25 protein-coding genes and 1 pseudogene are annotated in these 24,073 nt (G+C 62.4%); 17 read left to right on the top strand and 9 right to left on the bottom strand.

Annotated features, from left to right (window positions below):
* Positions 1–4 precede the first annotated feature (4 nt).
* Positions 5–412, bottom strand: a complete 408-nt coding sequence (gene copC / locus ACZ5TB_RS06030) for a copper homeostasis periplasmic binding protein CopC (protein WP_464792378.1) — start codon at positions 410–412, stop codon at positions 5–7.
* Between the two features lie 102 nt (positions 413–514).
* Between copC and ACZ5TB_RS06025 the strand changes: the two genes are divergently transcribed.
* From ACZ5TB_RS06025 to ACZ5TB_RS06010, 4 genes are all read left to right on the top strand, one after another.
* The gene (locus ACZ5TB_RS06025) at positions 515–2,248 is read left to right on the top strand and encodes a copper resistance system multicopper oxidase (protein ID WP_464792377.1); all 1,734 of its coding nucleotides are present in this window, start codon (positions 515–517) and stop codon (positions 2,246–2,248) included.
* Positions 2,245–3,159, top strand: coding sequence for a copper resistance protein B (locus tag ACZ5TB_RS06020; RefSeq protein WP_464792376.1), 915 nt, complete (start codon positions 2,245–2,247; stop codon positions 3,157–3,159). The genes ACZ5TB_RS06025 and ACZ5TB_RS06020 overlap by 4 nt, the downstream gene beginning before the upstream one ends.
* A 106-nt stretch (positions 3,160–3,265) precedes the next feature.
* Complete coding sequence (locus ACZ5TB_RS06015; RefSeq protein ID WP_062120434.1) at positions 3,266–3,451, top strand: DUF1328 domain-containing protein; 186 nt, start codon at positions 3,266–3,268, stop codon at positions 3,449–3,451.
* 4 nt (positions 3,452–3,455) lie between these two features.
* Positions 3,456–3,659, top strand: coding sequence for a DUF5818 domain-containing protein (locus ACZ5TB_RS06010; RefSeq protein ID WP_464792375.1), 204 nt, complete (start codon positions 3,456–3,458; stop codon positions 3,657–3,659).
* 26 nt (positions 3,660–3,685) lie between these two features.
* On the opposite strand, the gene ACZ5TB_RS06005 is transcribed toward ACZ5TB_RS06010, so the two are convergent.
* Positions 3,686–3,964: a hypothetical protein gene (locus tag ACZ5TB_RS06005; RefSeq protein ID WP_464779785.1), complete on the bottom strand. Its 279-nt coding sequence runs from the start codon at positions 3,962–3,964 to the stop codon at positions 3,686–3,688.
* Between the two features lie 384 nt (positions 3,965–4,348).
* Here ACZ5TB_RS06005 and acnA point away from each other — a divergent pair, with 384 nt between their 5' ends.
* The 3 genes from acnA (at position 4,349) to ACZ5TB_RS05990 (ending at position 8,285) form a co-directional block, all read left to right on the top strand.
* The gene (gene acnA, locus ACZ5TB_RS06000) at positions 4,349–7,018 is read left to right on the top strand and encodes an aconitate hydratase AcnA (protein WP_464792374.1); all 2,670 of its coding nucleotides are present in this window, start codon (positions 4,349–4,351) and stop codon (positions 7,016–7,018) included.
* Positions 7,019–7,253: 235 nt separating this feature from the next.
* Complete coding sequence (locus ACZ5TB_RS05995; RefSeq protein WP_464792373.1) at positions 7,254–7,511, top strand: CBU_0592 family membrane protein; 258 nt, start codon at positions 7,254–7,256, stop codon at positions 7,509–7,511.
* A gap of 72 nt (positions 7,512–7,583) precedes the next feature.
* Positions 7,584–8,285: a glutamine amidotransferase gene (locus tag ACZ5TB_RS05990; RefSeq protein ID WP_464792372.1), complete on the top strand. Its 702-nt coding sequence runs from the start codon at positions 7,584–7,586 to the stop codon at positions 8,283–8,285.
* Between the two features lie 16 nt (positions 8,286–8,301).
* Here ACZ5TB_RS05990 and ACZ5TB_RS05985 read toward each other — a convergent pair whose 3' ends face one another.
* On the bottom strand, positions 8,302–8,958 hold the full coding sequence (locus ACZ5TB_RS05985) for a glutathione S-transferase (RefSeq protein ID WP_464792371.1): 657 nt from the start codon (positions 8,956–8,958) through the stop codon (positions 8,302–8,304).
* A 123-nt stretch (positions 8,959–9,081) separates the two neighbouring features.
* Here ACZ5TB_RS05985 and ACZ5TB_RS05980 point away from each other — a divergent pair, with 123 nt between their 5' ends.
* Positions 9,082–10,305: a polyhydroxyalkanoate depolymerase gene (locus tag ACZ5TB_RS05980; protein WP_464792370.1), complete on the top strand. Its 1,224-nt coding sequence runs from the start codon at positions 9,082–9,084 to the stop codon at positions 10,303–10,305.
* Between the two features lie 7 nt (positions 10,306–10,312).
* Here the strand turns inward: ACZ5TB_RS05980 and ACZ5TB_RS05975 are convergent, their stop codons facing one another.
* The 5 genes and pseudogenes from ACZ5TB_RS05975 to ACZ5TB_RS05955 all read right to left on the bottom strand — a co-directional run bounded on the left by ACZ5TB_RS05975 (position 10,313) and on the right by ACZ5TB_RS05955 (position 13,952).
* On the bottom strand, positions 10,313–10,672 hold the full coding sequence (locus ACZ5TB_RS05975; RefSeq protein WP_464792369.1) for a YbaN family protein: 360 nt from the start codon (positions 10,670–10,672) through the stop codon (positions 10,313–10,315).
* Positions 10,672–11,976: a sensor histidine kinase gene (locus ACZ5TB_RS05970; protein ID WP_464779976.1), complete on the bottom strand. Its 1,305-nt coding sequence runs from the start codon at positions 11,974–11,976 to the stop codon at positions 10,672–10,674. Before ACZ5TB_RS05970 ends, ACZ5TB_RS05975 begins: the two co-directional genes overlap by 1 nt.
* Positions 11,977–12,136: 160 nt before the next feature.
* Positions 12,137–12,802, bottom strand: coding sequence for a response regulator transcription factor (locus ACZ5TB_RS05965; RefSeq protein ID WP_449471888.1), 666 nt, complete (start codon positions 12,800–12,802; stop codon positions 12,137–12,139).
* A 36-nt stretch (positions 12,803–12,838) separates the two neighbouring features.
* Positions 12,839–13,175 (bottom strand): annotated as a pseudogene (locus tag ACZ5TB_RS05960) (hypothetical protein).
* 45 nt (positions 13,176–13,220) lie between these two features.
* Positions 13,221–13,952: an SIMPL domain-containing protein gene (locus ACZ5TB_RS05955; protein ID WP_464792368.1), complete on the bottom strand. Its 732-nt coding sequence runs from the start codon at positions 13,950–13,952 to the stop codon at positions 13,221–13,223.
* Positions 13,953–14,093: 141 nt separating this feature from the next.
* Between ACZ5TB_RS05955 and ACZ5TB_RS05950 the strand changes: the two genes are divergently transcribed.
* The 4 genes from ACZ5TB_RS05950 to ACZ5TB_RS05935 all read left to right on the top strand — a co-directional run bounded on the left by ACZ5TB_RS05950 (position 14,094) and on the right by ACZ5TB_RS05935 (position 17,919).
* Positions 14,094–15,875, top strand: coding sequence for an ABC-F family ATP-binding cassette domain-containing protein (locus ACZ5TB_RS05950; RefSeq protein WP_464792367.1), 1,782 nt, complete (start codon positions 14,094–14,096; stop codon positions 15,873–15,875).
* A 26-nt stretch (positions 15,876–15,901) separates the two neighbouring features.
* Positions 15,902–16,627, top strand: a complete 726-nt coding sequence (locus ACZ5TB_RS05945) for a VIT1/CCC1 transporter family protein (RefSeq protein ID WP_464792498.1) — start codon at positions 15,902–15,904, stop codon at positions 16,625–16,627.
* A gap of 40 nt (positions 16,628–16,667) precedes the next feature.
* Entirely contained in the window at positions 16,668–17,213 is a 546-nt protein-coding gene (locus tag ACZ5TB_RS05940) for a glutathione peroxidase (RefSeq protein WP_464792366.1), read from the top strand.
* 67 nt (positions 17,214–17,280) lie between these two features.
* The gene (locus ACZ5TB_RS05935) at positions 17,281–17,919 is read left to right on the top strand and encodes a trimeric intracellular cation channel family protein (RefSeq protein ID WP_464792365.1); all 639 of its coding nucleotides are present in this window, start codon (positions 17,281–17,283) and stop codon (positions 17,917–17,919) included.
* Between the two features lie 206 nt (positions 17,920–18,125).
* Here ACZ5TB_RS05935 and sppA read toward each other — a convergent pair whose 3' ends face one another.
* Positions 18,126–20,009 (bottom strand): signal peptide peptidase SppA, encoded by a 1,884-nt coding sequence (gene sppA / locus ACZ5TB_RS05930; protein ID WP_464792364.1) that lies wholly within the window; start codon positions 20,007–20,009, stop codon positions 18,126–18,128.
* Between the two features lie 153 nt (positions 20,010–20,162).
* On the opposite strand from sppA, the gene gpmA reads away from it, so the two are divergent.
* The 5 genes from gpmA (at position 20,163) to ACZ5TB_RS05905 (ending at position 23,977) form a co-directional block, all read left to right on the top strand.
* Positions 20,163–20,849, top strand: coding sequence for a 2,3-diphosphoglycerate-dependent phosphoglycerate mutase (gene gpmA, locus ACZ5TB_RS05925; protein ID WP_464772169.1), 687 nt, complete (start codon positions 20,163–20,165; stop codon positions 20,847–20,849).
* A gap of 82 nt (positions 20,850–20,931) precedes the next feature.
* On the top strand, positions 20,932–21,423 hold the full coding sequence (purE, locus tag ACZ5TB_RS05920) for a 5-(carboxyamino)imidazole ribonucleotide mutase (protein WP_464792363.1): 492 nt from the start codon (positions 20,932–20,934) through the stop codon (positions 21,421–21,423).
* Position 21,424: 1 nt separating this feature from the next.
* Entirely contained in the window at positions 21,425–22,495 is a 1,071-nt protein-coding gene (locus ACZ5TB_RS05915) for a 5-(carboxyamino)imidazole ribonucleotide synthase (RefSeq protein WP_464792362.1), read from the top strand.
* Positions 22,492–22,992, top strand: a complete 501-nt coding sequence (locus ACZ5TB_RS05910; RefSeq protein WP_464792361.1) for a dihydrofolate reductase — start codon at positions 22,492–22,494, stop codon at positions 22,990–22,992. Before ACZ5TB_RS05915 ends, ACZ5TB_RS05910 begins: the two co-directional genes overlap by 4 nt.
* 43 nt (positions 22,993–23,035) lie before the next feature.
* Positions 23,036–23,977: a bifunctional riboflavin kinase/FAD synthetase gene (locus tag ACZ5TB_RS05905; RefSeq protein WP_464792360.1), complete on the top strand. Its 942-nt coding sequence runs from the start codon at positions 23,036–23,038 to the stop codon at positions 23,975–23,977.
* Positions 23,978–24,073: the final 96 nt, after the last annotated feature.

The raw sequence follows: 24,073 nt of genomic DNA, 5'->3' as shown, positions 1-24,073 counted from the left end.
CGGCCTATCTGACCGTAAAGCTGTATTTCCCCGAAATCTTGCGTTGGTCGGCGCCAGCCGCATGCCAGTTGAGGTCATAGCTGCCCACCGGCAAGGAGCGGGGCAGGGTGACCGTCAGGGTCCTGCCATCGCCTTCGATCAATGTCTTGAACCCCTTGATCGGCATGGGTGCATGGCTGGCCATTCCCGGCATCCCTGTCATGACCAGATCGACGCTGCTCAAGGTGGGAAGCAGCTTTTCGGAGAAGGTCAGGCTGAGCTTTGCAGGCTTGCTGACGGTAGCATTGGCCGCAGGGGTAGAGGACATCAATTTCGGTTGCGCGCTTGCCAGAGAAGGTATGGCGGCCAACATAAGGGCGGCGGCGAACAGGGTAGGGCGCATGGTGCTGAACTCCGGTAATTCTTCGGTCACGGGATATGGGCGGCTTCCCTGACCTCGCAAGGATGGGCATAAATTTTTGCATGAGGCTTTGGAAGGTGCAGCATATATCTTTCGGGAAAGGGGGCTGGGATCATGAGCGGCCTTGACCGTCGCGGTGTGATCCGGGGATTGGGCGGCGTTCTGGCGCTGAGCCCGCTATTCCCTGCCTGGGCGCGAAGCGGCACTCCGGGACTGACGCCTCAATCAGGGGTATTGAGCGGGGAAGATATCGCGCTGACCATCGGCGAAGGGCATTTTTCCACGGGCGGACGATCAGCGCATGCGGTCATGGTGAATGGCACGCTGCCCGCGCCACTCATCCGGTTGAGGGAAGGGCAGAATGTCCGCCTGTCGGTCACTAACAGGCTGAAGGAAGATACGTCGATCCACTGGCATGGGCTGATCGTGCCTTTCCAGATGGACGGCGTGCCGGGCGTCAGCTTCCCCGGCATCCGGCCTGGCGAGACTTTCACGTACGAATTTCCCGTGCGGCAGTCAGGCACCTACTGGTATCACAGCCATTCCGGCATGCAGGAGGCGGTCGGCCATTACGGCCCGATCGTCATCGATCCCGCCGACGCCGACCCGGTGCGGGCGGATCGCGAGCATGTGATCGTCCTGTCGGACTGGAGCCCGGTCCATCCCCATATACTGCTGAAGCGGTTGAAGCAGATGGGCGGCTATTTCAACATGCAGAAGCAGACGCTGGCCGGGCTGCTGGCGCGCAAGGATCAGACCGCAAAAGAGCGCCTGCAATGGGGCGCGATGCGGATGGACCCGACCGATATATCGGACGTGACCGGATCGACGTACAGCTTCCTCGTCAATGGGCACGGCACAGCGGAAAACTGGACCGGCCTTTTTATGCCGGGTGAGCGGGTGCGCCTGCGGATCATCAATGCCTCTGCCATGACCAACTTCAATGTCCGGTTGCCGGGGCTGGCGATGACGGTGGTGCAGTGCGACGGCCAGCATGTCCAGCCGGTCGAAACGGACGAGTTCCAGATCGGCATTGCGGAAATCTATGATGTCGTGGTCCAGCCCGCCGAGGCCAAGCCCTATGGCCTGATTGCGGAAGCGATCGACCGGTCGGGCCTGGTCCGCGCGACACTGGCGCCGCGCGTCGGCATGGTTGCGGAGGTGCCGCCGCTACGTGAGCGTCCTCTGTTGGGCATGAAGGATATGGGCATGGACATGTCCGGAATGGACATGGGTCATGGCGGCGTCATGGACCTCAGTCAGCCAGCCAATGAAGGCATGGCTGGGCATTCCATGAAGATGCGGGACAAGTCCGTTGCGCCGCAGGTCAGCATGGGGCCGGGCGTCGCCACGCTTTCTCCCATGCCCGTGGACCGAATGGCTGATCGGCCCACGGGGCTGGAAAATGTTCCGCATCGAGTGTTGACCTATGCTGACCTCAAATCACTGCATCCGCACAGGGACCGGCGGACGCCGTCGCGGACGCTCGACATCCATCTCACTGCGAACATGGAACGTTATATGTGGTCCTTCGACGGGGTGAAGCTGTCCGATGGAGCCGATCCCATCCCGTTCCGCCACATGGAGCGAGTGCGCGTGAACCTTATCAACGACACGATGATGCCGCATCCCATCCATCTGCACGGCCATTTCTTCGAACTCGTGACGGGTGCGGACGAACATAATCCTCTCAAGCATACGGTGAACGTCCTTCCCGGCGGCAAGGTCAGTTTCGACCTGACCGCCGATGCCTTGGGCGACTGGGCATTTCACTGCCACATGCTGATGCACATGCATGCGGGTATGATGCGCGTCGTGACGGTGCGTCATGAGGAGGACGCAGCATGAGATTTGCCGTCGCGGCGCTGGTGCTGCTTTCTCCCACGCTCCCTGCTCAGGCGCAGCAGATGGATCACAGCCACATGCACCATGACGCCATGGAGCAGGTGCCGCAGGAGGATCATTCGTCGCATTCCCCTGCCGACGCGAGCAAAGCCGAGCATGCTGCCGACCAGGATATTCCTCAAGGAACGCCGCCAGCACCGCCCAGCGACCATGCCGCCGATGCCTTCTACGGCGCGGACGAAATGGCGCGCGCCCGCGCGGCCATGCTCAAGGAAAGCGGCGGCATGCGCTTTTCCAAACTGATGCTGGATCGGTTGGAATATCGCGCGGGCAGGGGTGGCGACACCTATCATTGGGAAGGCGAGGGCTGGATCGGTGGCGACATCAACCGTCTGGCTTTCAAATCGGAAGGCGAGGGCAAGATTGGCGGCGGGCTCGAACATGCGGAGGTGCAGGCGCTCTACAGCCGGGCGATCGACCCCTGGTTCAATCTGGAGGCGGGGTTGAGGCAGGACTTCGGCCCCGAAGCCGACCGTACCTATGTGGTCGCCGGGATTGATGGACTTGCTCCCTATTGGTTTGAAGTGAGCGCCCAGGCGTTTCTGTCCAACAAGGGCGACGGACATTTGCGGCTGGAGGCCAGCTATGACCAGCGCATCACGCAGCGGCTGATCCTGCAACCGGCGGCGGAACTGAATTTCGCCGCCCAGGATGTTCCTGAGCTTGGCATAGGATCGGGATTATCGGACGTCGAATTGGGGATGCGGCTGCGCTATGAACTCGCCCGTGAGTTTGCGCCTTATATGGGGGTGAACTGGGAGCGCAAGCTGGGAGGAACGGCCCGCATGGCAAGGGCCAACGGGGATGCCGCATCCGTCGCCAGTTTCGTGTTGGGCGTCCGTTTCTGGTTCTGATCGGAAGCGATCCGGGGCCAAAGGGCGCCTTGATCGAAGGTGGCTGCGGAACCGGCTAGCGCCGTCATCGGTTCAGACAATATCTATTATAGCGAAGGATTACATCATGATCCGTCTTGCCATCATTTCGCTGGTGATCGCTGCGGTGCTGGCCATTCTCGGCTTTGGCGGCGCCGCTGGCACCTTTGTCGGCATTGCGAAGATTCTCTTCTTCCTTGCCATTGCCCTGTTCGTGATCTTCCTTGTTCTGGGCCTGCTTGCTGGAAAAGGGATCAAGAACGCCATAGATTGAGCGCATGATCGAGATTGGCGCTGGAGTTGACGAAACCGGTAGGCTGACGCGAGACGAAGCCGGTTTCCTGCTCCAGCGCGATCTGGGCGGGACTTTCCGCCTCGTTCTGCTGCGAGTTCCTGTCGACCATATGGAAAGGCGCGTTCGCGTGCAGGGCTTTTATGCAGGCGATGAGATCGTGGAAGTGGAAGGCGTCGCCGCCATTTGAATTACTTCAACGGCAACGATCACATGTCACGCGGTTAGGGGATCGCCTGGCGGAACGGCGGTGTGAGTCTGTACGAAACGTGCGCAAGCGCCGACGCCACGGTTATTTTCCAGCGGCAGGGCGGTTTCGCAATAGGCGCATTCGGCCATCAGGCGGCCTACCATCCATTGGCTTCGGCCACAGCTGGGGCAATGGTTGGCTTCCCCGACATGATAATGGATGATGTATCCCCTTAGGGCCGGGTCAAATGACTTGCCGGTCACGAGGTTGGAAACTGGGCGCATCGTCTCTTCCTCCTCAGACATATTTTATCGGTCATCCAGTGAAGAATATCGTCGATATTTCAAAACACTGCGATACCACGACTTAAGTCAGAGCGCGCGACCCGCTTTATTTCCTGGTAACCCGCTCCATCTGTCAGAACGCGGTTACACTTCAATGTATCCCGCGTGCTGGGCCGCCGTCTACAATAAAGATTTGCGGGTCGTCCCATTTCGCGCCTTCGCATTGACTTGGCGACGGCAGTCGCTATGGCGGCGGCCATCAAGGGACATACCCGCTTCGGCCATCGGTTGGGGCGCATCCCGCCATCTTGTCGGTCCATCATTCGATGTACTGGGCAAGTCCATGGCGGAATGTCGTTATCCTCCTAGCCCCTTGGCCGGGCATTGCGAGGAGACGCACGACTCATGACCGCCATCGGACAGGACACTCTCGGCACGCGCGACACTTTGAAGGTCGGCGGCAAGGACATTGCCTATTATTCGCTGAAGAAGGCTGCTGCGAAGCTGGGTGACGTTTCGCGCCTGCCCTTCTCGATGAAGGTGCTGCTGGAAAACCTGCTCCGTTTCGAGGATGGCGTGACCGTCACCACCGACGATATCAAGGCGATCGTCGCGTGGCAGAATGACAAGGGCAAGGCCGAGCGCGAGATCCAGTATCGCCCCGCCCGCGTGCTGATGCAGGACTTCACCGGTGTTCCTTGCGTCGTCGACCTCGCCGCGATGCGCGACGCGATGACCGCGCTGGGCGCCGACGCCGCCAAGATCAACCCGCAGGTTCCTGTCCACCTCGTCATCGACCACTCGGTCATGGTCGATGAATTCGGCACGCCCAAGGCGTTCGAGCAGAATGTGGAAATCGAATATCAGCGCAATATGGAGCGCTATGACTTCCTGAAGTGGGGCTCCAAGTCGCTCGCCAACTTCTACGCCGTGCCCCCGGGCACCGGCATCTGCCATCAGGTGAACCTGGAAAATATCGCGCAGGCCGTGTGGTCGAGCGAAGGCCCTGACGGCGTGACCGTCGCCTATCCCGACACCTGCGTCGGCACCGACAGCCACACCACCATGATCAACGGTCTTGGCGTTCTGGGCTGGGGCGTGGGCGGCATTGAGGCCGAAGCAGCGATGCTGGGCCAGCCCGTTTCCATGCTCATCCCGGAAGTCGTCGGTTTCAAGCTGACCGGCGAGCTGAAGGAAGGCGTGACCGCGACCGATCTCGTGCTGACCTGTACCGCCATGCTGCGCCAGAAGGGCGTGGTTGGCCGTTTCGTCGAATATTTCGGCCCCGGCCTTGCTTCGCTGTCGCTGGCCGACCGCGCGACGCTCGCCAACATGGCGCCGGAATATGGCGCGACTTGCGGCTTCTTCGGCATCGACGACAAGACGCTGGATTACATGCGCCTGACCGGCCGTACCGAAGAGAATATCGCGCTGGTCGAGGCCTATGCCAAGGAGCAGGGCTTCTGGATCGACCCCGCCGTCGAGCCGGTCTTCACCGACACGCTGGAACTCGACCTTGCCACCGTCGTGCCCAGCCTTGCCGGTCCCAAGCGCCCGCAGGACCGCGTCGCGCTGCCCGAAGTCGATGACGTCTTCAACGCCGACATGGCCAACACCTACAAGAAGGCGCAGCAGCGCGTTCCGGTCGAGGGCAAGGATTTCGACATTGGCGACGGCGACGTCACCATCGCCGCGATCACCAGCTGCACCAACACGTCGAACCCCGGCGTTCTGGTCGCCGCGGGCCTTGTCGCCAAGAAGGCGAACGAACTCGGCCTGAAGCCCAAGCCCTGGGTCAAGACCTCGCTGGCGCCGGGTTCGCAGGTCGTCACCGACTATTTGAACAAGGCTGGCCTTCAGGAGCATCTGGACGCAGTCGGCTTCAACCTCGTTGGCTATGGCTGCACCACCTGCATCGGCAACTCCGGCCCGCTGGCCGAGCCGATCAGCAAGGCGATCAACGAAAACGGCCTCGTCGCCGCTGCCGTGATCTCGGGCAACCGCAACTTCGAAGGCCGCGTGTCGCCGGACGTTCGTGCGAACTTCCTCGCCTCGCCGCCGCTGGTCGTCGCCTATGCGCTCAAGGGCACGGTGATCGAGGACTTCATCACTACCCCGATCGGTCAGGGCAAGGATGGGCAGGACGTATTCCTGAAGGACATCTGGCCGACCAATGACGAAGTCGCCACCACCATAGCGGGCTGCATGGACCGCCCGATGTTCCAGGCACGCTATGCCGACGTCTATAAGGGCGATGCGCACTGGCAGGCGATCGATGTCACAGGATCCGCGACCTATAGCTGGCGCGCTGGTTCGACCTATGTCGCCAACCCGCCTTACTTCGAGGGTCTGACCATGACCCCGAAGCCGGTCACCGACATTGTCGAAGCCAAGCCGCTGGCCATCTTCGGCGACTCGATCACCACCGACCACATCTCGCCGGCCGGTTCGATCAAGGCGACCAGCCCCGCAGGCAAGTGGCTGTCCGAGCATCAGGTCGCTCAGGCCGACTTCAACAGCTACGGCGCGCGTCGCGGCCATCACGAAGTCATGATGCGCGGCACCTTCGCCAACATCCGGATCAAGAACCTGATGCTGGACGGCGTCGAAGGCGGCATGACCCGCTATGAAGGCGAAGTCATGCCGATCTACGACGCGGCGATGAAGCACAAGGCGGATGGCACTTCGCTGGTCGTCATCGGCGGCAAGGAATATGGCACCGGTTCGTCGCGCGACTGGGCGGCAAAGGGCACCAACCTGCTGGGCGTTCGCGCCGTGATCGTCGAAAGCTTTGAGCGTATCCACCGCTCGAACCTGGTCGGCATGGGCGTGCTGCCGCTCCAGTTCAAGAATGGCGAGAGCAAGGACACGTTCGGCTTCACCGGCGATGAAACCTTCACCATCCAGAATGTCGCTGGCCTGAAGCCGCGTCAGGATGTGGACGTGATCGTCAAGCGCGCCGATGGTTCGACCTTCACCTTCACTGCGCTCTGCCGGATCGATACCGTCAACGAGCTGGAATATTTCATGAACGGCGGCATCCTCCAGTACGTCCTGCGCAAGCTGGCTGCCTGATCAACTGAGGCGTTGAAAAGAAAACAGAAGGCTCTCTCCGTAAGGAGGGAGCCTTCTGTTTGTCAGAAGATCGTTCGCGCAGAAGCCGCAGAGAATGTTCGAGCTTACCGGCTCACCCTTCTTTCCAGACGCTCACTTGCCGCATTCTGTTGCATCTCTGCGTCCTCTGCGCCTCTGCGCGAAAATCGTTCAACCTTCGCCAAGTCGCTGATAAGAGTTCCGCCGGAGGGTCGGCATGACAATTTTCATCGAACTCGTCGGCTGGCTCGGCGCGCTTCTGGTTCTGGGCGCCTATATCCTCGTTTCGGCTGGACGATTGTCGGGTAGTTCAGTGGTTTTCCAGTGGATGAACGCGCTCGGCGCAGCCTTCTTCGTGCTCAATACCTGGTGGCATGGCGCCATCCCTTCCATGGTGCTCAACATCGTCTGGAGCGCTATCGGCTTCACAGCCCTGTGGCGTATCTGGCGCGGCAAGACTGCGGATGGCCGATAGGATGGTTATCGCCTCCTCAAGAAAGGCTGGGGTAGCGGGCGCGCGTTCGATCGATTAGGCATCTCATCAGCAATGAAAAAAGCACTGATCGTCCGTCATGTGCCGCGAGAGGGAGCGGCCGGGTTTCTCCAGCCGATCGAGGCCGCTGGTTATGAAATTGAGCGGATCGATGTTGCCAGCCCCGAATTCGCCCATGTGGATTTGTGTACGCCGGACCTCCTGATCATGATGGGCGGCCCAATGGGCGTTTATGAACAGGACATCCATCCCTGGATTCCGTTGCAGATCGACAAGCTCGCCGCGCGGCTGGAGCAGGACCTGCCGACCCTGGGCGTATGTTTGGGCAGCCAGATGATCGCTGCGGCGCTCGGCTCGCGCGTCTATCCTGGAGAGGCGATGGAGCTCGGCTTCGCGCCCGTCACGCTGAACGGCGCTGGAGCGGATTCGCCCCTGCGGCATATTCAGGATGTGCCGGTGCTTCACTGGCATAGCGACACATTTGATCTGCCGCGCGGCGTTGAATTGCTGGCTTCAACCGATGCATACGCGCATCAGGCATTCCGTCGGGGCCGCAATCTGCTGGCGCTGCAATTCCATGCCGAGATGGGCGAGGACCCGCGCTTCGAGGATTGGTTGACGCATTTCTGGGCCGATCTGGACATCGCAAAACAGTGTGGCGTGGCCCTGCGGCGTGATCATGATGAACATGGGCCGGGCGCGGTCGCGGCGGGCCGCGCGATGATCGGCGATTGGCTGGCGAAGTTAAGCGGGTGACGGACTGGGCCGAAGTTTAGAATTCGACGTCCAATTCCTCGACCTCGTCCGGCTCTTTCCGGGCATCGTCGATCCACTCGCGCATCAGGTCCCAGCTATTGACCGTGTCGCAATAGGCGGCAGCCGGGCCTTGCAACGCCACGGCATAGGTCAGGAACCGCTGCACGACGGGCGCGAACATGGCATCTGCCACCGTGGGGCTGTCGCCGAATAGCCAAGGGCCGCCATAGGAGCCCAGACATTCGGTCCAGATCGCCTCGACCCGTTCAATATCCGGCTTCGCACCTGAAAAGATCGGGAACTTCTTGTGCCGCACTTTCAGGTTCATTGGCAGGGCGGATCGCAGGTTAGCGAAACCGGAATGGATCTCACCCGATATCGAACGGCAATGGGCGCGTGCGATGCGATCCTTGGGGTACATGCCTGCGTTCGGATATAGTTCGTGCAGATATTCTGCGATGGCCAGCGTGTCCCAAACGCTCGCGTCCTCGTGAGTTAGGCGCGGCACCAGCACGGAAGGTGTCAGCAGCAAAAGCTCAGCGCGGTTTTCCAGATTTTCCAGCGCCACCATCTTCTCGGTCACGCGTAGCCCGGCAAGACGGCACAGCAGCCAGCCCCGCAGCGACCAAGAGGAATAAATCTTGCTCGATATGGTCAATTCCGCAATGGCCATGACGATCCTCCCGATCTTTATAGTTTTCCATCAAACATGATGCAGCGCAATACGCAAAAATCAGTATAACGAACGATGGCGGCCGAATCGGCCGGGGGAACATTTTGGGGCGCCGTTCATATTATGACGATGCTGTATAGTGGCTATCAGGCTCTGGAAGACATGCTGGCTCCCGCGCGCTTCGGCGCGGAACTGGCCTTGAACCTGCGCGACAAGATGGGTCCGGTGGCCGATTGGCCCATGCCCCGCCGCATGTTCGCGCTGATGGATGTATTCCAGGGTGTCCGGCTCACACACAAGCGTCCCGCCTATGGCGTCAACGAAGTCCGTAGCGGCAATGCTCTTGTTGCGGTGCGGGAAGAAGTGCTGCTGGACCTGCCCTTCGGCAACCTGCTTCACTTTGCGAAGGATGACGTGGAAACGGAGCAGCCGCGCCTGCTCCTTGTGGCGCCAATGTCAGGCCATTTCTCAACCCTGCTGCGCAGCACCGTGCGGACCCTGCTGCGCGACCATGACGTGTACATCACCGATTGGAAGAATGCGCGCGATGTTCCCTTGTCGGCAGGGCGCTTCGGTTTTGACGATTATGTCGATTATGTCATCACCTTCATGCAGGAGCTTGGCCCGGGCGCACACATGCTGTCCGTTTGCCAGCCCTGCGTACCGGCCTTTGCCGCCGTCGCGCTGATGGCCGAAGATGGCGATGCCGCGACACCACGATCCATGACGCTGATGGGCGGCCCGATCGACCCGCGTGCGGCGCCGACCGTCGTGAACGAACTGTCCAACGAGCGGCCGATCGAATGGTTCGAAAGGCAACTCATCACTTCCGTGCCGATGCGTTATCGCGGTGCCGGGCGGCGCGTTTATCCCGGCTTCCTGCAACTGTCCGCCTTCCTGTCGATGAACCTGGAACGCCACGGCGCCCAGCATCGCGAGCTGTATCAACTGCTGGCGGACGGGAACGAAGAAGAGGCCGAGAAGATCAAGGATTTCTATCAGGAATATTTTGCGGTTCTGGATATGACCGCCGAATTTTACCTGGAGACGGTAGAGCGCGTGTTTCAGCGCACTCTGCTCGCGAAAGGCGAACTCAGGCATCGCGGCCGGCTCGTCAATCCGGGTGCCATTCGCAAGACGGCGCTGCTGACGGTCGAAGGGGAAAAGGACGATATCTGCGCGGTCGGGCAAACGGCGGCGGCGCACGCGCTTTGCACGGGATTGCGGCCTCACCTGAAACGTCATCACCTGCAAATCGGCGCCGGTCATTATGGCGTGTTCGCCGGTAGCAAGTGGGAGAAGGAGGTTTTCCCGCAGGTCCGCAACATGATTCTGGCGATGAACTGACCAAGGGCTAAGCACCGCCCTCCGGCCGCGACCATATCCAAGTTCCACCGATCAGTGCGGCCGCCACCGGGATCAGGAACCAAGGGAAAGGCACCAGGAATGGCGCCAGCGCTGCACTGAACGCGAAAGCCGTTAGACCCGCCTGCTTTCCCCGGCGGCTGATTGCACCCTTGTCACGCCATCGCCGGATATGCGGCCCGAAATGCCGATGATCGAGCAGCCTGGCTTCCAGTGCCGGGCTTGACCGGGCGAAGCAGAATGCCGCCAATATCATGAAGGGCACCGTGGGCAGAAGGGGAAGGGCAATGCCCAGCGCGCCAAGGGCCAGCGAAATAAATCCAGCGACAAGATAAAGCATGCGCCTCATCAGGCGGCGGGCAGTCGCAGCCGCACCATCAGCCCGCCCAGATCTTCACTTTCCTCCATCGCCACCGATCCGCCATAGATTTCCGCGACGTCGCGCACGATCGCCAGGCCAAGGCCGGTGCCGGGCTTTCCGGAATCCAGCCTGACGCCACGGTCGAAGATGCGGGTACGTTCCTCCTGCGGGATTCCCAGGCCGTCATCCTCGACCAATATCTCGACCATGGCGCCCGCTCTGCCCACGGTGGCGAACACACTGCCGCCACCATATTTTGCCGCATTTTCGATAAGGTTGCCCAGCATCTCGTCCAGGTCCTGACGCTCCACCCGGACGGCAACCTCCTTGTCGCCATCCATGTCGATCCGCGCTTCGGGATAGAGGCGCTGGACGGCGCGCTCGACCGCTTGCAGGCTTGTCCATACTTCCGCCCGGCTCTGCGCCGCGCCACGCCGCCCAACCGCGCGGGCGCGCGCCAGATGGTGATCGACCTGCCTGCGCATCGTCGTCGCTTCCCGAATGACGGTTTCACCCAAGTCCGCCGATTGCGCGGTCGCGGCGTTCATGATGACGGTCAACGGCGTCTTCAGCGCGTGGGCAAGATTGCCCGCATGGGTTCGCGCCTCTTCCGCCTGCCGCTCATTATGAGCGAGAAGGGCGTTCAGTTCCTCTACCATGGGTAGCACTTCGGACGGCATCGGTTCGGTAACGCGGTTCTTTTCGCCCGCCCGCATCCTCACGATTTCCTTGCGCACCCGGCGCAGTGGCCGGAGCCCGTACAGGGTCTGGAGCGTCGTAAGCACGATGAGGCCGAGCGCGAGCAGGGCAAAACTCTGGGTCAGCGTGGACCGCAATGTCGTGATCTGGTCGTCCAGCCCGGCACGGGCGGCCGCGACCATGAACATCCAGCGCGTATCCGAACCCGGCAGGACGATGGTCCGCTCCATGATCCGCAAGTCCTCGCCCGGAAACTGCTTGCTGTCATAGGCATGGAAGCTGCGGTCATCATGCTCGGGCAACACTCTCAGCGCCCGATCCCACAGCGATCGGGAACGCCAGTCCTCATGTCCCTTGGCGCTGATCTGGTAATAAAGGCCGCTATTGGGCTCCAGAAAGCGCTGATCGGCAAGCGGGCGATTGAACAGCACTTCGCCATCCGGCCCGATCTCGGCCGAAGCGATCATCGCCGTCAGCACATAATTGAGCCCGTCATCGAAATTGCGTGTGATCGCCTGCGACAGCACGCGGTCGAGCGCCAACCCGCCGCCCAGCAGCAGGATGCTGATCCACAGCGCCGCGATGCCGATCATGCGTCGACTGAGCGACCCGGTCGAATGGACCGTGGGAGGGGAGGCTGGACTGGTCATTACAGCTGTCTGATGCCCACTCCGTTCGCCCGGGCTTGCCGAAGATCGTCCCGGCAGAAAAGGGGGCTTTGGCGGAACCAGCCCGGGGCAGAATTTGAGGACCTTAGCGGGCGGGCTCGTCCAGGCTGTAACCAAGACCGCGTATCGTCGTGATGACGTCCGCGCCCAACTTTTTGCGGATGCGGGTAACGAACACTTCGATCGTGTTGGAATCGCGGTCGAAATCCTGATCGTAGATATGCTCGATCAACTCGGTGCGGCTCACCACCTTGCCCTTGTGGTGGAGAAGGTAGGACAGCAGCTTATATTCCTGCGCGGTCAGTTTTACCGGCTCGCCCTTCAACGTGACCTTGCCCGAACGCGTGTCCAGCCGGACGTCGCCCGCGATCAGTTCGCTCGACGCATTACCCGAAGCGCGACGGATAAGGGCGCGCAACCGCGCGATCAGTTCCTCGCTTTGGAATGGCTTGGCCAGGTAATCGTCCGCGCCAGCGTCCAGCCCCGCGACCTTGTCCGACCAGCTGTCCCGCGCCGTCAGTACCAGCACCGGGAAGCTTCGCCCCTCCTTGCGCCAACGGTCCAGCACCGTCAGCCCGTCGATCGTGGGCAGGCCAAGGTCCAGGACCACGGCATCATAGCTTTCCGTCGTGCCCAGGAAGTGCCCGTCCTCGCCATCCGTCGCAAGGTCGACGGCATAGCCTGCGCCCTCCAGCGTGTTGCGGAGCTGTTGCCCAAGGCTTGGTTCATCTTCGACGATCAGCAGACGCATATGGCTCCGTTTCTTTGTATTTTGCCCATTGGCGCGTCAGTGCGCCCGGCCGGTTATATCGCCTGTGCGCCCGTCCGCATCAACCCAAACCACCTTGCCGTCCTTCACATATTTCAGGCGATAGCGGTTGGAGGATGGATTGAATTCCGCGCCGAGGTAGGTCGCTCCCCCCATCGCGGCGTCTACCCGCCGTTTGATGAGGGAAAATGGCATGGTTTGCCCGTCCAGCATAGCCCGGCGCGCGGCGTCCTGCTCGCCACGCTGACCGGCCCCGGCGTAGGAGGGCACGGCCACCATCGCGGCGATGGCGGCCATACCCGCAATCAGGCTGCTAAGCTTCATCGTCATGTGGCATGCCATAGGCGACAAGCATTGAACAGGTGGTGAATGGTGGCGTCAGCGCGGTGACAGGTGCCGGTCAGCGTTCCAGCGCATATTGGACGGTGAGGGTCACTGACGATCCAACCTGCCCCGGTTCTACCGGCGTTGCTTCCGCCGCATCTGCCTTGAAGCGGGCGGCGAGCATCGGCATGGGCGGACGGCCGCCGCTATTGCTCTCCGCGATGGAGACAAGTCGAGCGGTACGGTAGCCCGCCGCCTGCGCATAGAAATCCGCCTGCGCCTTGGCGCTCTTCAACGCAGCGCCGCGCGCCTGAACCAGCATCGGGGTCGGGTCCTCGATGGAGAAGGACGGACCATTGACGTTGGTCGCCCCGGCCTCGACCAGTGTGTCGAGCAGTTGCCCCGTCTTCTTGATGTCGCGCAGCTTGATCGTCAGCTGGTTCGACGCTTCATAACCGATGAAACGAGGGCCGGCAGGCTCACCGTTCTGGTTGCTGTAGTCATATTGGGCGCTGAGATTAATGCCGCTCGTCTGAATGTCCTTCTTTGGAATCCCGGCCTTGGCAAGGGTGGCGATCAGCCGGTCCATCTTCACCGCATTCTCGCGCATAGCCTGCGCGGCTGTGGGCGCGCGCGTTTGAACGCCCGTGCCGACCACGACCTGATCCGGCGCCGCCTCAACTGTTTCCGTTACGTTGAGCGTCACGACAGGAGCGGTCTCGGCGATGGTCACGCTGGTCTGCGCGACCGCCATGGCAGGCATCGACACAGCAGCGGCGGCGGCCATCAGGGCCAGGGCGGACTTCATGAGCGTATCTCCTTGAAAAGCGATGCAGCCGGTTTGTAACGGGTGCGATGAATGGACGCTGACAGGCGTTGAAAGCCGTCAGACAGCATCGGGTTCCACGCGCTCTTGCCCCGGCGCGCCGGAAGTCCTAGCTGCACCGCCATGGCCGCACCTATATTCTCCTTCGAAAATCTTGGTCTCAGCCAAGGAAGCCATTGGCTTTTCCGCCATCTCGACATTTTTGTCGGCGACCGTGATCGTCTGGCGCTCATCGGTCGCAATGGCGCGGGAAAGACCACGCTGCTGAAGCTGATCGCGGCGCAGATCGAGCCTGACGAAGGCACGCGCTCGGTTCGTCCGGGCGCGCGCGTCATCATGCTGGAACAGGACCCTGACGTCAGCAGCTTCGCCACCCTGCATGATTTCGCGCTGGCGGGCGAATATGCGCCCCCCGCCCATGAGGTGGAGGCAATCGCCAGCCAGCTCGGCATCGACCTGTCGCGTGAGGCTGCGACCGCCAGCGGGGGCGAGCGACGCCGCGCAGCCATTGCCCGCGCGTTGGCGAGCGAGCCCGACCTGTTGCTGCTGGACGAGCCGACCAATCATCTCGACATCGACGCCATCGATTGGCTGGAGGGATGGCTTGCCCGTTATTCCGGCGCCTTCATCGTCATCAGCCATGACCGCGCTTTCCTTACCCGCCTGACGCGCCAGACCCTATGGCTGGATCGCGGGTCGATCCGCCGCAACGAGATCGGCTTTGGGGGTTTTGAGGATTGGATGGAGGCCGTCTATGCGGAGGAAACCCGTGCCGCCGAAAAGCTCGATGCGAAGCTAAAGATTGAGGCGCACTGGCTGGAACGCGGCGTTACCGCACGGCGCAAGCGCAATCAGGGACGGCTCGCCAAGCTTTGGGAAATGCGCGCCCAACGCGCGGCTATGGTCGGCCCTCAAGGCGTCGCGAAGATTGCCGTCGCTGCCGACGACAGCAAGACCAAGAGCGTCATCACCGCTGAACATGTGACCAAGAATTTCGGTGACCGCACCGTCATCAAGGATTTTTCCCTACGCATCCAGCGCGGCGACCGCATCGGCATTGTCGGCGGCAATGGCGCGGGCAAGACGACGCTCCTGAAGCTCATGACCGGCGAACTCGCGCCTGATAGCGGGGTCGTCAAACAGGCCAAGTCGCTCGACATGATCTTCATCGATCAGCAGCGCAGCCTGATGCAGCCCGACAAGCGTGTCCGCGACGTGCTGGCGGAGGGCGGCGACTGGATCGACGTGCGCGGGGTCCGCAAGCATGTTCACGGTTATCTCAAGGAATTTCTCTTCGACCCCTCGCTGGCCGAGGCGCGCGTCGGCACACTGTCGGGTGGCGAGCGATCGCGCCTGCTTTTCGCCCGTGAGTTCGCCCGCGAATCGAACCTGCTGGTACTCGACGAGCCGACCAACGATCTCGACCTCGAAACGCTCGACCTGTTGCAGGAAGTGATCGCCGACTATGACGGCACGGTGCTGATCGTCAGCCATGACCGCGACTTTCTGGACCGCACGGTGACGGTGACGCTTGGTCTGGACGGGTCGGGGCAAGTCGATGTGATCGTCGGCGGTTATGCGGACTGGGTCGCCAAGCGTCAGCCCAGGAATGCGCCCCGGATGGAGAAGAAGGCTTCCGCCGCTCCGCCCCCGCCAAAGTCCGCGTCGACCAAGCTCAGCTACAAGGATCAGCGGGATCTCGACTTGCTGCCCAAAACCATCGAAAAGCTGGAACAGGACATTGTCCGCGATGAGGAGGCCTTGGCCGACCCATCGCTCTACACTCGCGATCCTAAGCGGTTCGCGGCGCTGACAAAGGCGATTGAAGAGGCGCGCGCCGACAAGGATTCGGCCGAGGAACGCTGGCTGGAACTCGCGGAAAAGGCCGAGGGACTGAGCGGCTGAACGAAGGGGAAAAGGGAATGGCGGCGATGGACGGATCGGCTTCAGGCGCTCTTGACCAGGCGCGCTCGCATCATGCCCTTCATTATGTCAACCGCGTCGGCTGGCTACGCGCTGCGGTTCTTGGCGCGAATGACGGCATCGTATCGACCGCCAGCCTGCTTGCGGGCATCGCCGCGTCGGGCGCCTCGCGCGAAACCATCCTGTTGTCCGGCATAGCGGCTTTGTTCGCGGGCGCCATGTCGATGGCGGCGGGAGAATATGTGTCGGTCAGCGCGCAATCGGACACGGAAAGGGCCGATCTCGCCAAGGAAAAACATGCGATTGCCCAGCAGCCGGATGTGGAATGGCAGGAGTTGCGCGGCATCTATATCGAGCGTGGCCTCACCCCCGAACTGGCGGGGGAGGTCGCGCGACAATTGATGGATGCCGATGCGCTTGCCGCCCACGCCCGCGACGAACTCGGCATTTCGGATATCAGCACGGCGCGGCCGGTTCAGGCAGCACTGACTTCGGCGGCGACCTTTTCCGCCGGTGCGATCGCTCCGGTCATTGCGGCGGCGGTCAGCCCGGCGCCCCATGCGCTGGCGAGCGTCGTCGTAACCTCGCTAATCTGTCTTGCCCTGCTGGGCTATGCTGGCGCGCGGCTGGGTGGAGGCAAGTTAGGTCGGTCGGTCGGTCGAGTGCTGTTCTGGGGCGTGCTCGCCATGGCGATCACGGCAGGTGCAGGCAGGCTTTTCGGCGCTGCGATATGATGGCAAGGTCCGCGCCATCCGGATTTCCAAGGAGAAGATCATGACTGCGATCCAGCAAATTCCGCTCAAGACGATCAAGGGCGCCGACACCAGCCTCGCCGATTATGCGGGGAAGGTGGTGCTGGCGGTCAACGTGGCCTCCAAATGCGGTCTCACCCCGCAATATGAAGGGCTCGAAAAGCTCTACCGCGATTATAAGGACAAGGGGCTGGTGGTCGCCGGTTTCCCGGCCAATGACTTTGCTGGTCAGGAACCGGGCAGCAATGATGAGATCGTGGAATTCTGCACGACCAATTTCGGTGTCGATTTCCCGATGTTCGAAAAGATCGTCGTGACCGGCCCGGAAAAGCATCCGCTCTACGCGGCCCTGACCAGCGAACAGCCCAAGGCTGCGGGCGAGGGCGCTGAATTTCGCGAAAAGCTTCGCGGCTATGGCATGACCCCGACCGAAGAGCCCGAAGTGCTGTGGAATTTTGAAAAGTTCCTGATTGCCAAGGATGGCTCGGTCGCAGGCCGCTTTGCTCCGGGTACGACGCCCGACGACCCGGCGCTGGTGTCGGCGATCGAGGCTGAACTGGCGAAATAAGAGGATGGGCATTTGGGCTGGTGCTGCTTCCTGCGCCCGCCCATAGGCCTGCCCCGCGCAGCACCCCATGCTTTCCCCTGCCAACGCCTTTCAGCAGATCGGACCGGTGCTGGAAACACTCAGCATCGTCGGGATCTTCGTGTTCGCGGCATCGGGCGCGCTGGCGGCCGCCCGGCTGGGGCAGACGCTGGTCACCTTCGCATTCTTTGCGTTGGTGACGGGGGTAGGGGGCGGCACCCTTCGCGACCTGTTGATCGGCGCGCCGGTTTTCTGGGTGCACGATCCGGTTCCGGCAATCACATGCATGGTGGCAGCGCTCCTGATCTGGTTCACGCCGCGCCGCTTCTGGAGCGATCGCGCGCTCGACTGGCTCGACGCCATCGGCCTCGTCTCCTTTGCCGTGTTCGGAGCCGCCAAGGCGATGAGCTACGGCATTCCGCCCTTCGTTGCCGCGCTGATGGGCGTGGTCACTGGCTGCGTCGGCGGTATCTTGCGCGATCTCCTTGCCCATGAGCCGTCCATATTGTTGCGCCCCGAACTTTATGTGACCGCAGCGGCCCTCGCTTCCGGCTTGTTTGTCATGCTGCGTTGGTGGGGGCTGGACGTGCCGGTAGCGGGCGTCGTCGCGGCGCTGCTAGGCTTCCTCCTGCGTGCCTTTGCGATCTGGCGAAGCATTGGCCTGCCGACATATCGAGGCGGGCGGTAAAGCGATAGAAGAAAGGGAGGGGCGCGGACCTCTGTAATCCTCCCCATGTTTGCATGGGGAGGGGGACCGCCGGAGGCGGTGGAGGGGAAATGCGCAAGCCTCGGACATTCCCCTCCACCATGCTTTGCATGGTCCCCCTCCCCACGCCTTCGGCGCAGGGAGGATTAAGCGAATTGGTTAGCCGAACCGCTCGTCGGCCACCGCAATCACCGCCAGAGGCTGGCAAGTATCCCAATCAGCCCACGCTCATCGGCGGCACTCACGCGCCGGGGAGCGCCGTAGCCACGGCATTCCAGACAATCGGCTCGTACGCCCGCGCCACTGATCAGGCCACGCACATCCGCAATAGCCTGCATGGCCCAGCGCCGCTGGATCATCGCCTGCCTGCTCAACATGTCGCGGGGAGCATCCACATCCTCATCTTCCCGTTCCGACATGGACTGGATGAACTCGGCGAACTTGTCGGGCTCCTTCTCGATGCGGTAAATTTTCGCCTTGGCAGGATCGAGTTTGGCGAGTTTCGCCGCTTCGGCAATCGCTTCCTCCAGCCCGCCGAAGCGGTCGACCAGGCCAATTTGCCTCGCCGTGCCGCCGTCCCACACGCGCCCTTGAGCAATGGCGTCAATCTGCTGGGGCGACTTGCGTCGGGCTTGGGCCACCAGCCCGATAAAGCGGCCATAAATATCTTCGATCCCCATCTGCATGATGCGATCGAATTCCGGCGTGGTGCCGCCTGCAATGTCCGGCTGCCCTGACAGCGGGGTGGTCCGCACGCCATCGGTCGTGATGCCCAGCTTGGCGAGCGTCCCTTCAAAGCTCGGCAAGATGCCGAACACGCCGATGGAGCCGGTGATCGTGTCCGGTTCGGCAAAGATCAGGTTGGCGGGCGTGGAAATCCAGTAACCGCCGCTCGCCGCGACATTGCCCATAGACACAACGATCGGCAGGCCCTCGCGCTTCGCTTCCATGATGGCCTGCCGAATCTTTTCCGATGCCATGACGGACCCGCCCGGCGAATCGACCCGCACGACCAGCGCTTTCAGGTCTTTTTCCGACAAGGCCTTGTAGAGCAGTGCCGAAATCGTGTCCCCGGCGGCGCTACCCGGTCCACCCTCTCCATCCACGATGTCGCCGGCGACGGTGATTACGCCGATCTGCCCGTCATTGGCCGGGCGATGCGCCTTGGCATAGCTTCTAAGGTCGATGGTCGCGAAATCCCCGACGCGATCATCGGACGGCTCACCTGCGACCTGCGCGACGCGTTTGCCGAAGGCTGCTTCGTCGCCCAGCCGATCGACCAGCCCGGCATTCTGCGCCGCCTTGGCCAGATTACCCCGCGCCGCTTCCGCCGCACCTGCCGGGTTCGCGACATAGGCCGCCAGCTTTGCGCGGGGCCGTGCCTTGCCAACTTCCTCCTGCCAATCCTGCCACAAGGCATTGGCCAGCGCCTGATTGGCTTGCCGGGCTTCGGGCGATTGATCCGTGCGGATAAACGGTTCGACGAAGCTCTTGTAGGTGCCGACGCGATAGACATGCGTGTTGACGCCCAGCTTGTCGATCAACCCCTTGTAGTAGAGGCCCGATCCACCGCGCCCCAGGATGGCGACGCCGCCCAACGGATCGACCCAGGTCTCGCTGGCATGGGCAGCCAGCTGATAGCTGTCGTCACTATAGATGGTGGCAAAGGCGAAGACCGGCTTCTTTGCTGCACGGACGGCGTCCAGCGCCTTGCCCACGCGGGAAAGCGCCACCTGACCGCCGCCCAGAAACCCGTCGAGGTTCAGCACCACCGCCTTGACCTTGCCATCTGACTTGGCCGTTTCCAGTGCGTCCACGATCTCGGAAAGGCGATATTCCTTTGTCTGCGGCCCGGACGATGTCAGCAACGAAAAGGGGTCCGCCTCTGCTGGTTGCTCGACAATAGTGCCGTCCAGCTTCAGCAGCAGCGCGCCACTGCTCACGCTGCGCGCGGGCTTGGGCGACCATGACAGCGCCGCATAAAGCAGGCCGAAAAAGCCGAGCAGGAACAGCAGAACCAGCCCGTCCTTGACCGCGACCAATATGCGCCAAACGCCCTTCACAAATGCCAAATTGCCGCTTCCTTATGCTTAGCTGCCCGAGCTATCCGATCGTCCGGCCGACTGCAATGTGGGACGCTCCGCTCGGCGCACAAGCTTGCGCCCGTCATTTCCGGCGTTATGGGAGGCGCCAACATTCGCGCTTATGTGCAGGAGAAGCGTTTCATGCCCACACTCGTTCTGATCCGTCATGGCCAATCGGCCTGGAACCTGGAAAACCGCTTCACTGGCTGGTGGGACGTGGACCTGACGGAAAAGGGCGTGGAGGAAGCGCGGGCTGCCGGTCAGCTGATGTCGGCAAAGGGCCTCGACTTCGACCGCTGCTTCACTTCGGTCCAGACCCGCGCGATCAAGACGCTGAACCTAGCGCTTGAAGAAATGGGCCGCCTCTGGCTGCCGGTCGAAAAGGACTGGCGCCTCAATGAACGTCATTATGGCGGCCTTACCGGCCTCAACAAGGCAGAGACCGCCGCCAAGCATGGTGACGCACAGGTGAAGGTCTGGCGCCGCAGCTTCGACATTCCGCCGCCGGTGCTGGAGCCGGGCGGCGAGTTCGACCTGTCGAAGGACCGCCGCTACGATGGCATCGCCATCCCCTCGACGGAGTCCCTGAAGGACACTATCGCCCGGGTCTTGCCCTATTGGGAAAGCCGCATCGTGCCGGAGCTGAAGGCTGGCAAGCGCGTCCTCATCTCGGCTCACGGCAATTCGCTCCGCGCGCTGGTGAAGCATCTGTCGGGCATTCCCGACGACGAAATCACCGAACTGGAAATTCCGACCGGCCAGCCGATCGTCTATGACCTTGCCGATGATCTGACGGCAAAGGACCGCTATTATCTGTCGGAGCGTTGAGCGTTCGAAATCCCGCATTGCCCCTTGCCGGTCGTCCGGCTAAGGGGCTTTGCTTTCCGCGCCATTAGGGGAAGTCAGGCGAATGACCGGAGAGAGCGCCGCGACGGTCGGCATTATCATGGGATCGCGATCCGATTGGGAAACCATGCGCCACGCGGCTGAAACGCTGAGCGCGCTTGGTGTCCTGCACGAATGCAAGGTCGTGTCCGCTCACCGTACCCCGCAGCGCCTTTATGACTATGCGACCGGCGCGGTCTCTCGTGGGCTGAAGGTCATCATTGCCGGGGCAGGGGGCGCAGCCCATCTTCCCGGCATGACCGCGTCGATGACGCGCTTGCCCGTCCTTGGCGTCCCCGTCGAGTCAAAGGCTCTGAAGGGCATGGATTCGCTTCTTTCCATCGTCCAGATGCCCGGCGGCATCCCCGTCGGAACGCTCGCGATCGGCAAGCCCGGCGCGATCAATGCGGCGCTGCTGGCAGCTTCCATCCTCGCCACCACCGACGATGCGCTGGCCGAACGGCTCGATATGTGGCGTGAAAAGCAGACCGACGATGTCGCGGAGACGCCAGAATAAGATGACGACCATCGCGCCCGGTTCCACCATCGGCATCCTTGGCGGCGGCCAGCTCGGCCGGATGATTGCGATCGCCGCCGCGCAGCTTGGCTACCGCACGCATATCTATGCGCCAGAAGAAAGCGGCCCCGCCGCAGACGTGTCCCGCTGCTGGACTCGCGGCGCCTATGAGGATGCCGCCGCACTGGCCGCCTTTGCCGACAGCGTTGATGTCGTCACCTATGAATTCGAGAATATCGAGCCTTCTGCCGTCGAAGTCCTCTCCACGCACGGTCTGGTCCGTCCCGGTGCGCAGGCGCTCCGCGTGGCGCAGGACAGGCTCGCCGAGAAGAATTTCGTCCGCGATCTCGGCGGCCTTACCGCGCCCTTCGCGTCGGTCGAAAGCCTTGATGACCTCCATCAGGCGATCGCCACGATCGGCAGCCGCGCGATCCTAAAGACCAACCGCATGGGCTATGACGGCAAGGGACAGGCGCGGATCAACGATCCGGCGGACGCTCCCGCCGCCTGGGACGCCATCGGCCAGCAAAGCGCGATCCTGGAAGGTTTCGTGACCTTCGAGGAGGAGTTCTCCGTCATCCTCGTGCGCGGCGCGGACGGCGAGGTCCGCTTCTGGGACTCGCCCGCCAACGTTCATGTCGACGGCATCCTCTCCACTTCCACCGCCCCAGCAGGCCCCCGCATAGAGGCGCAGGTGGAAGCGGCGCGCGCCCTCGCCGCGCAGGTGGCGCAAGCACTCGGCTATGTCGGCGTCCTGACGCTTGAATTCTTCGCCAGCGCCGACGGCCCCGTCTTCAACGAGATGGCCCCCCGAGTGCACAATAGCGGCCATTGGACGATCGAAGGCGCGGTCACCAGCCAGTTCGAAAACCATGTCCGCGCCATTTGCGGCCTGCCGTTGGGCGACACCAGACTGGCGGCACGGCGAGTGCAGATGCACAACCTCATCGGCGAAGAAGCCGACGCTTGGGCGGCGATCCTGTCCGATCCCACCGCGCATCTGCATCTCTATGGCAAGCATGAAGCCCGTCCGGGTCGCAAGATGGGCCACGTCACCCGGCTGACCCTGTGAACCAGCAGCAGGAAGTCGTCCTTGTCCTCGCCCGTGCCGATAATGGCGTGGTCGGCAAGGACGGCGGCCTGCCCTGGCGACTGCCCGCCGACCTCAAGCATTTCAAGACCCTGACCCTCGGTCACCCGATGATCATGGGCCGCAAGACGTTCGACAGCCTGCCCGGCCTGCTCCCCGGCCGCCGCCACATCGTCCTAACCCGCGATACTGGCTGGAGCGGGGAGGGGGCAGAGATCGCGCATGACGTCGCGTCCGCCCTTCGCCTGGCGGGCGGTCCTGCCGTCATGGTGATCGGCGGGGCAGAGGTCTATCAGCTCTATCTGCCCCACGCAGACCGCATCGAACTGACCGAAGTGCATTTCGACGCCCCCGGCGACACCGTGATCCCTTATCCCGACGCTACGCAGTGGGAGGAAGTCGCCCGCACCGATCACCCGGTCGAGGGTGCCTATCCCGCCTACAGCTTCGTCACTTTCCGCCGCCGCGCTGCGCCATGAAGCCGCATTGCCAGCGCGCGGCCATCTGCCTATAGCCAGCGCCATGGAGCGGCTTGAAAGCGGCGTCCCGATCCCTGCCCATCTGCGCGGGAGCATCATGGCGCTGGGCAATTTTGACGGATTTCACCTCGGTCATCAGGCTGTCGTTGGCCGTGCGGTGGAGCGTGCGCGGGCGGAAGGGCGCCCGGTTATCGTCGCGACGTTCGACCCCCATCCCATGCGCCTGTTTCGCCCGGAAAACCCGTGGTTCCGCCTCACCAGCCTGGACCAGCGGCAGCGCCTGTTCGCCGCCGCCGGTGCCGACGCGATGCTGGTTTTCGCCTTCACCCGCCAGCTCGCCGCCTTGAGCCCGCAGGATTTCGTCGATCTACTGGTAGACGGCATGGGCGTCGCGGGCGTGGTCACGGGCCAGGATTTCACCTTCGGCCAAGGCCGCACTGGCACCGTCGAAACGCTTGCCACACTCGGCTCCGCGCGGGGCATGAGCGCTGAGGCAGTCGCGCCGGTGACAGACGAAGGTGGGGAGGTGGTCTCCTCCAGCCGCATCCGTACCGCCCTGAAAGCCGGAGACTGCGCCACAGCAACGCGCCTGCTGACACGCCCCTTCGCCGTCCAGGGTGTGGTTCAGCATGGCGACAAGGTTGGCCGCACGATCGGTTTCCCCACCGCCAATGTTGATCTCGGCCATTACATCCGCCCGGCCTATGGCATCTATGCGGTACGCGGCCTGCTGCCCGATGGCCGTATTCTCGACGGCGCGGCGAACCTCGGCATTCGCCCCAGCTTTGACCCGCCGAAGGAATTGCTGGAGCCGCACTTCTTCGATTTCTCCGAAAGCCTCTATGATCAACGTATCGAACTGCAGTTGATCGAATTCCTTCGGCCAGAGGCGAAATATGAAGGGCTTGATGCCCTGACGGCCCAGATCGCCAGAGACTGCGACGCCGCGCGGCAAATCCTTGCGAGAACGCCGCACCTCGCCTAATGCACCGGGCACATTTTCTCACCCGTTCGGGCTGAGCCTGTCGAAGCCCTTCCCTTGTTCTGAATGGGGCGCAGTCTTGGGCCAAATGGCAATGCA

It is taken from the genome of Sphingobium sp. TomTYG74 (genome assembly GCF_055393875.1).
The sequence above is the reverse complement of the archived record's forward strand: the minus strand, read 5'-3'. Positions and strand labels throughout refer to the sequence as shown.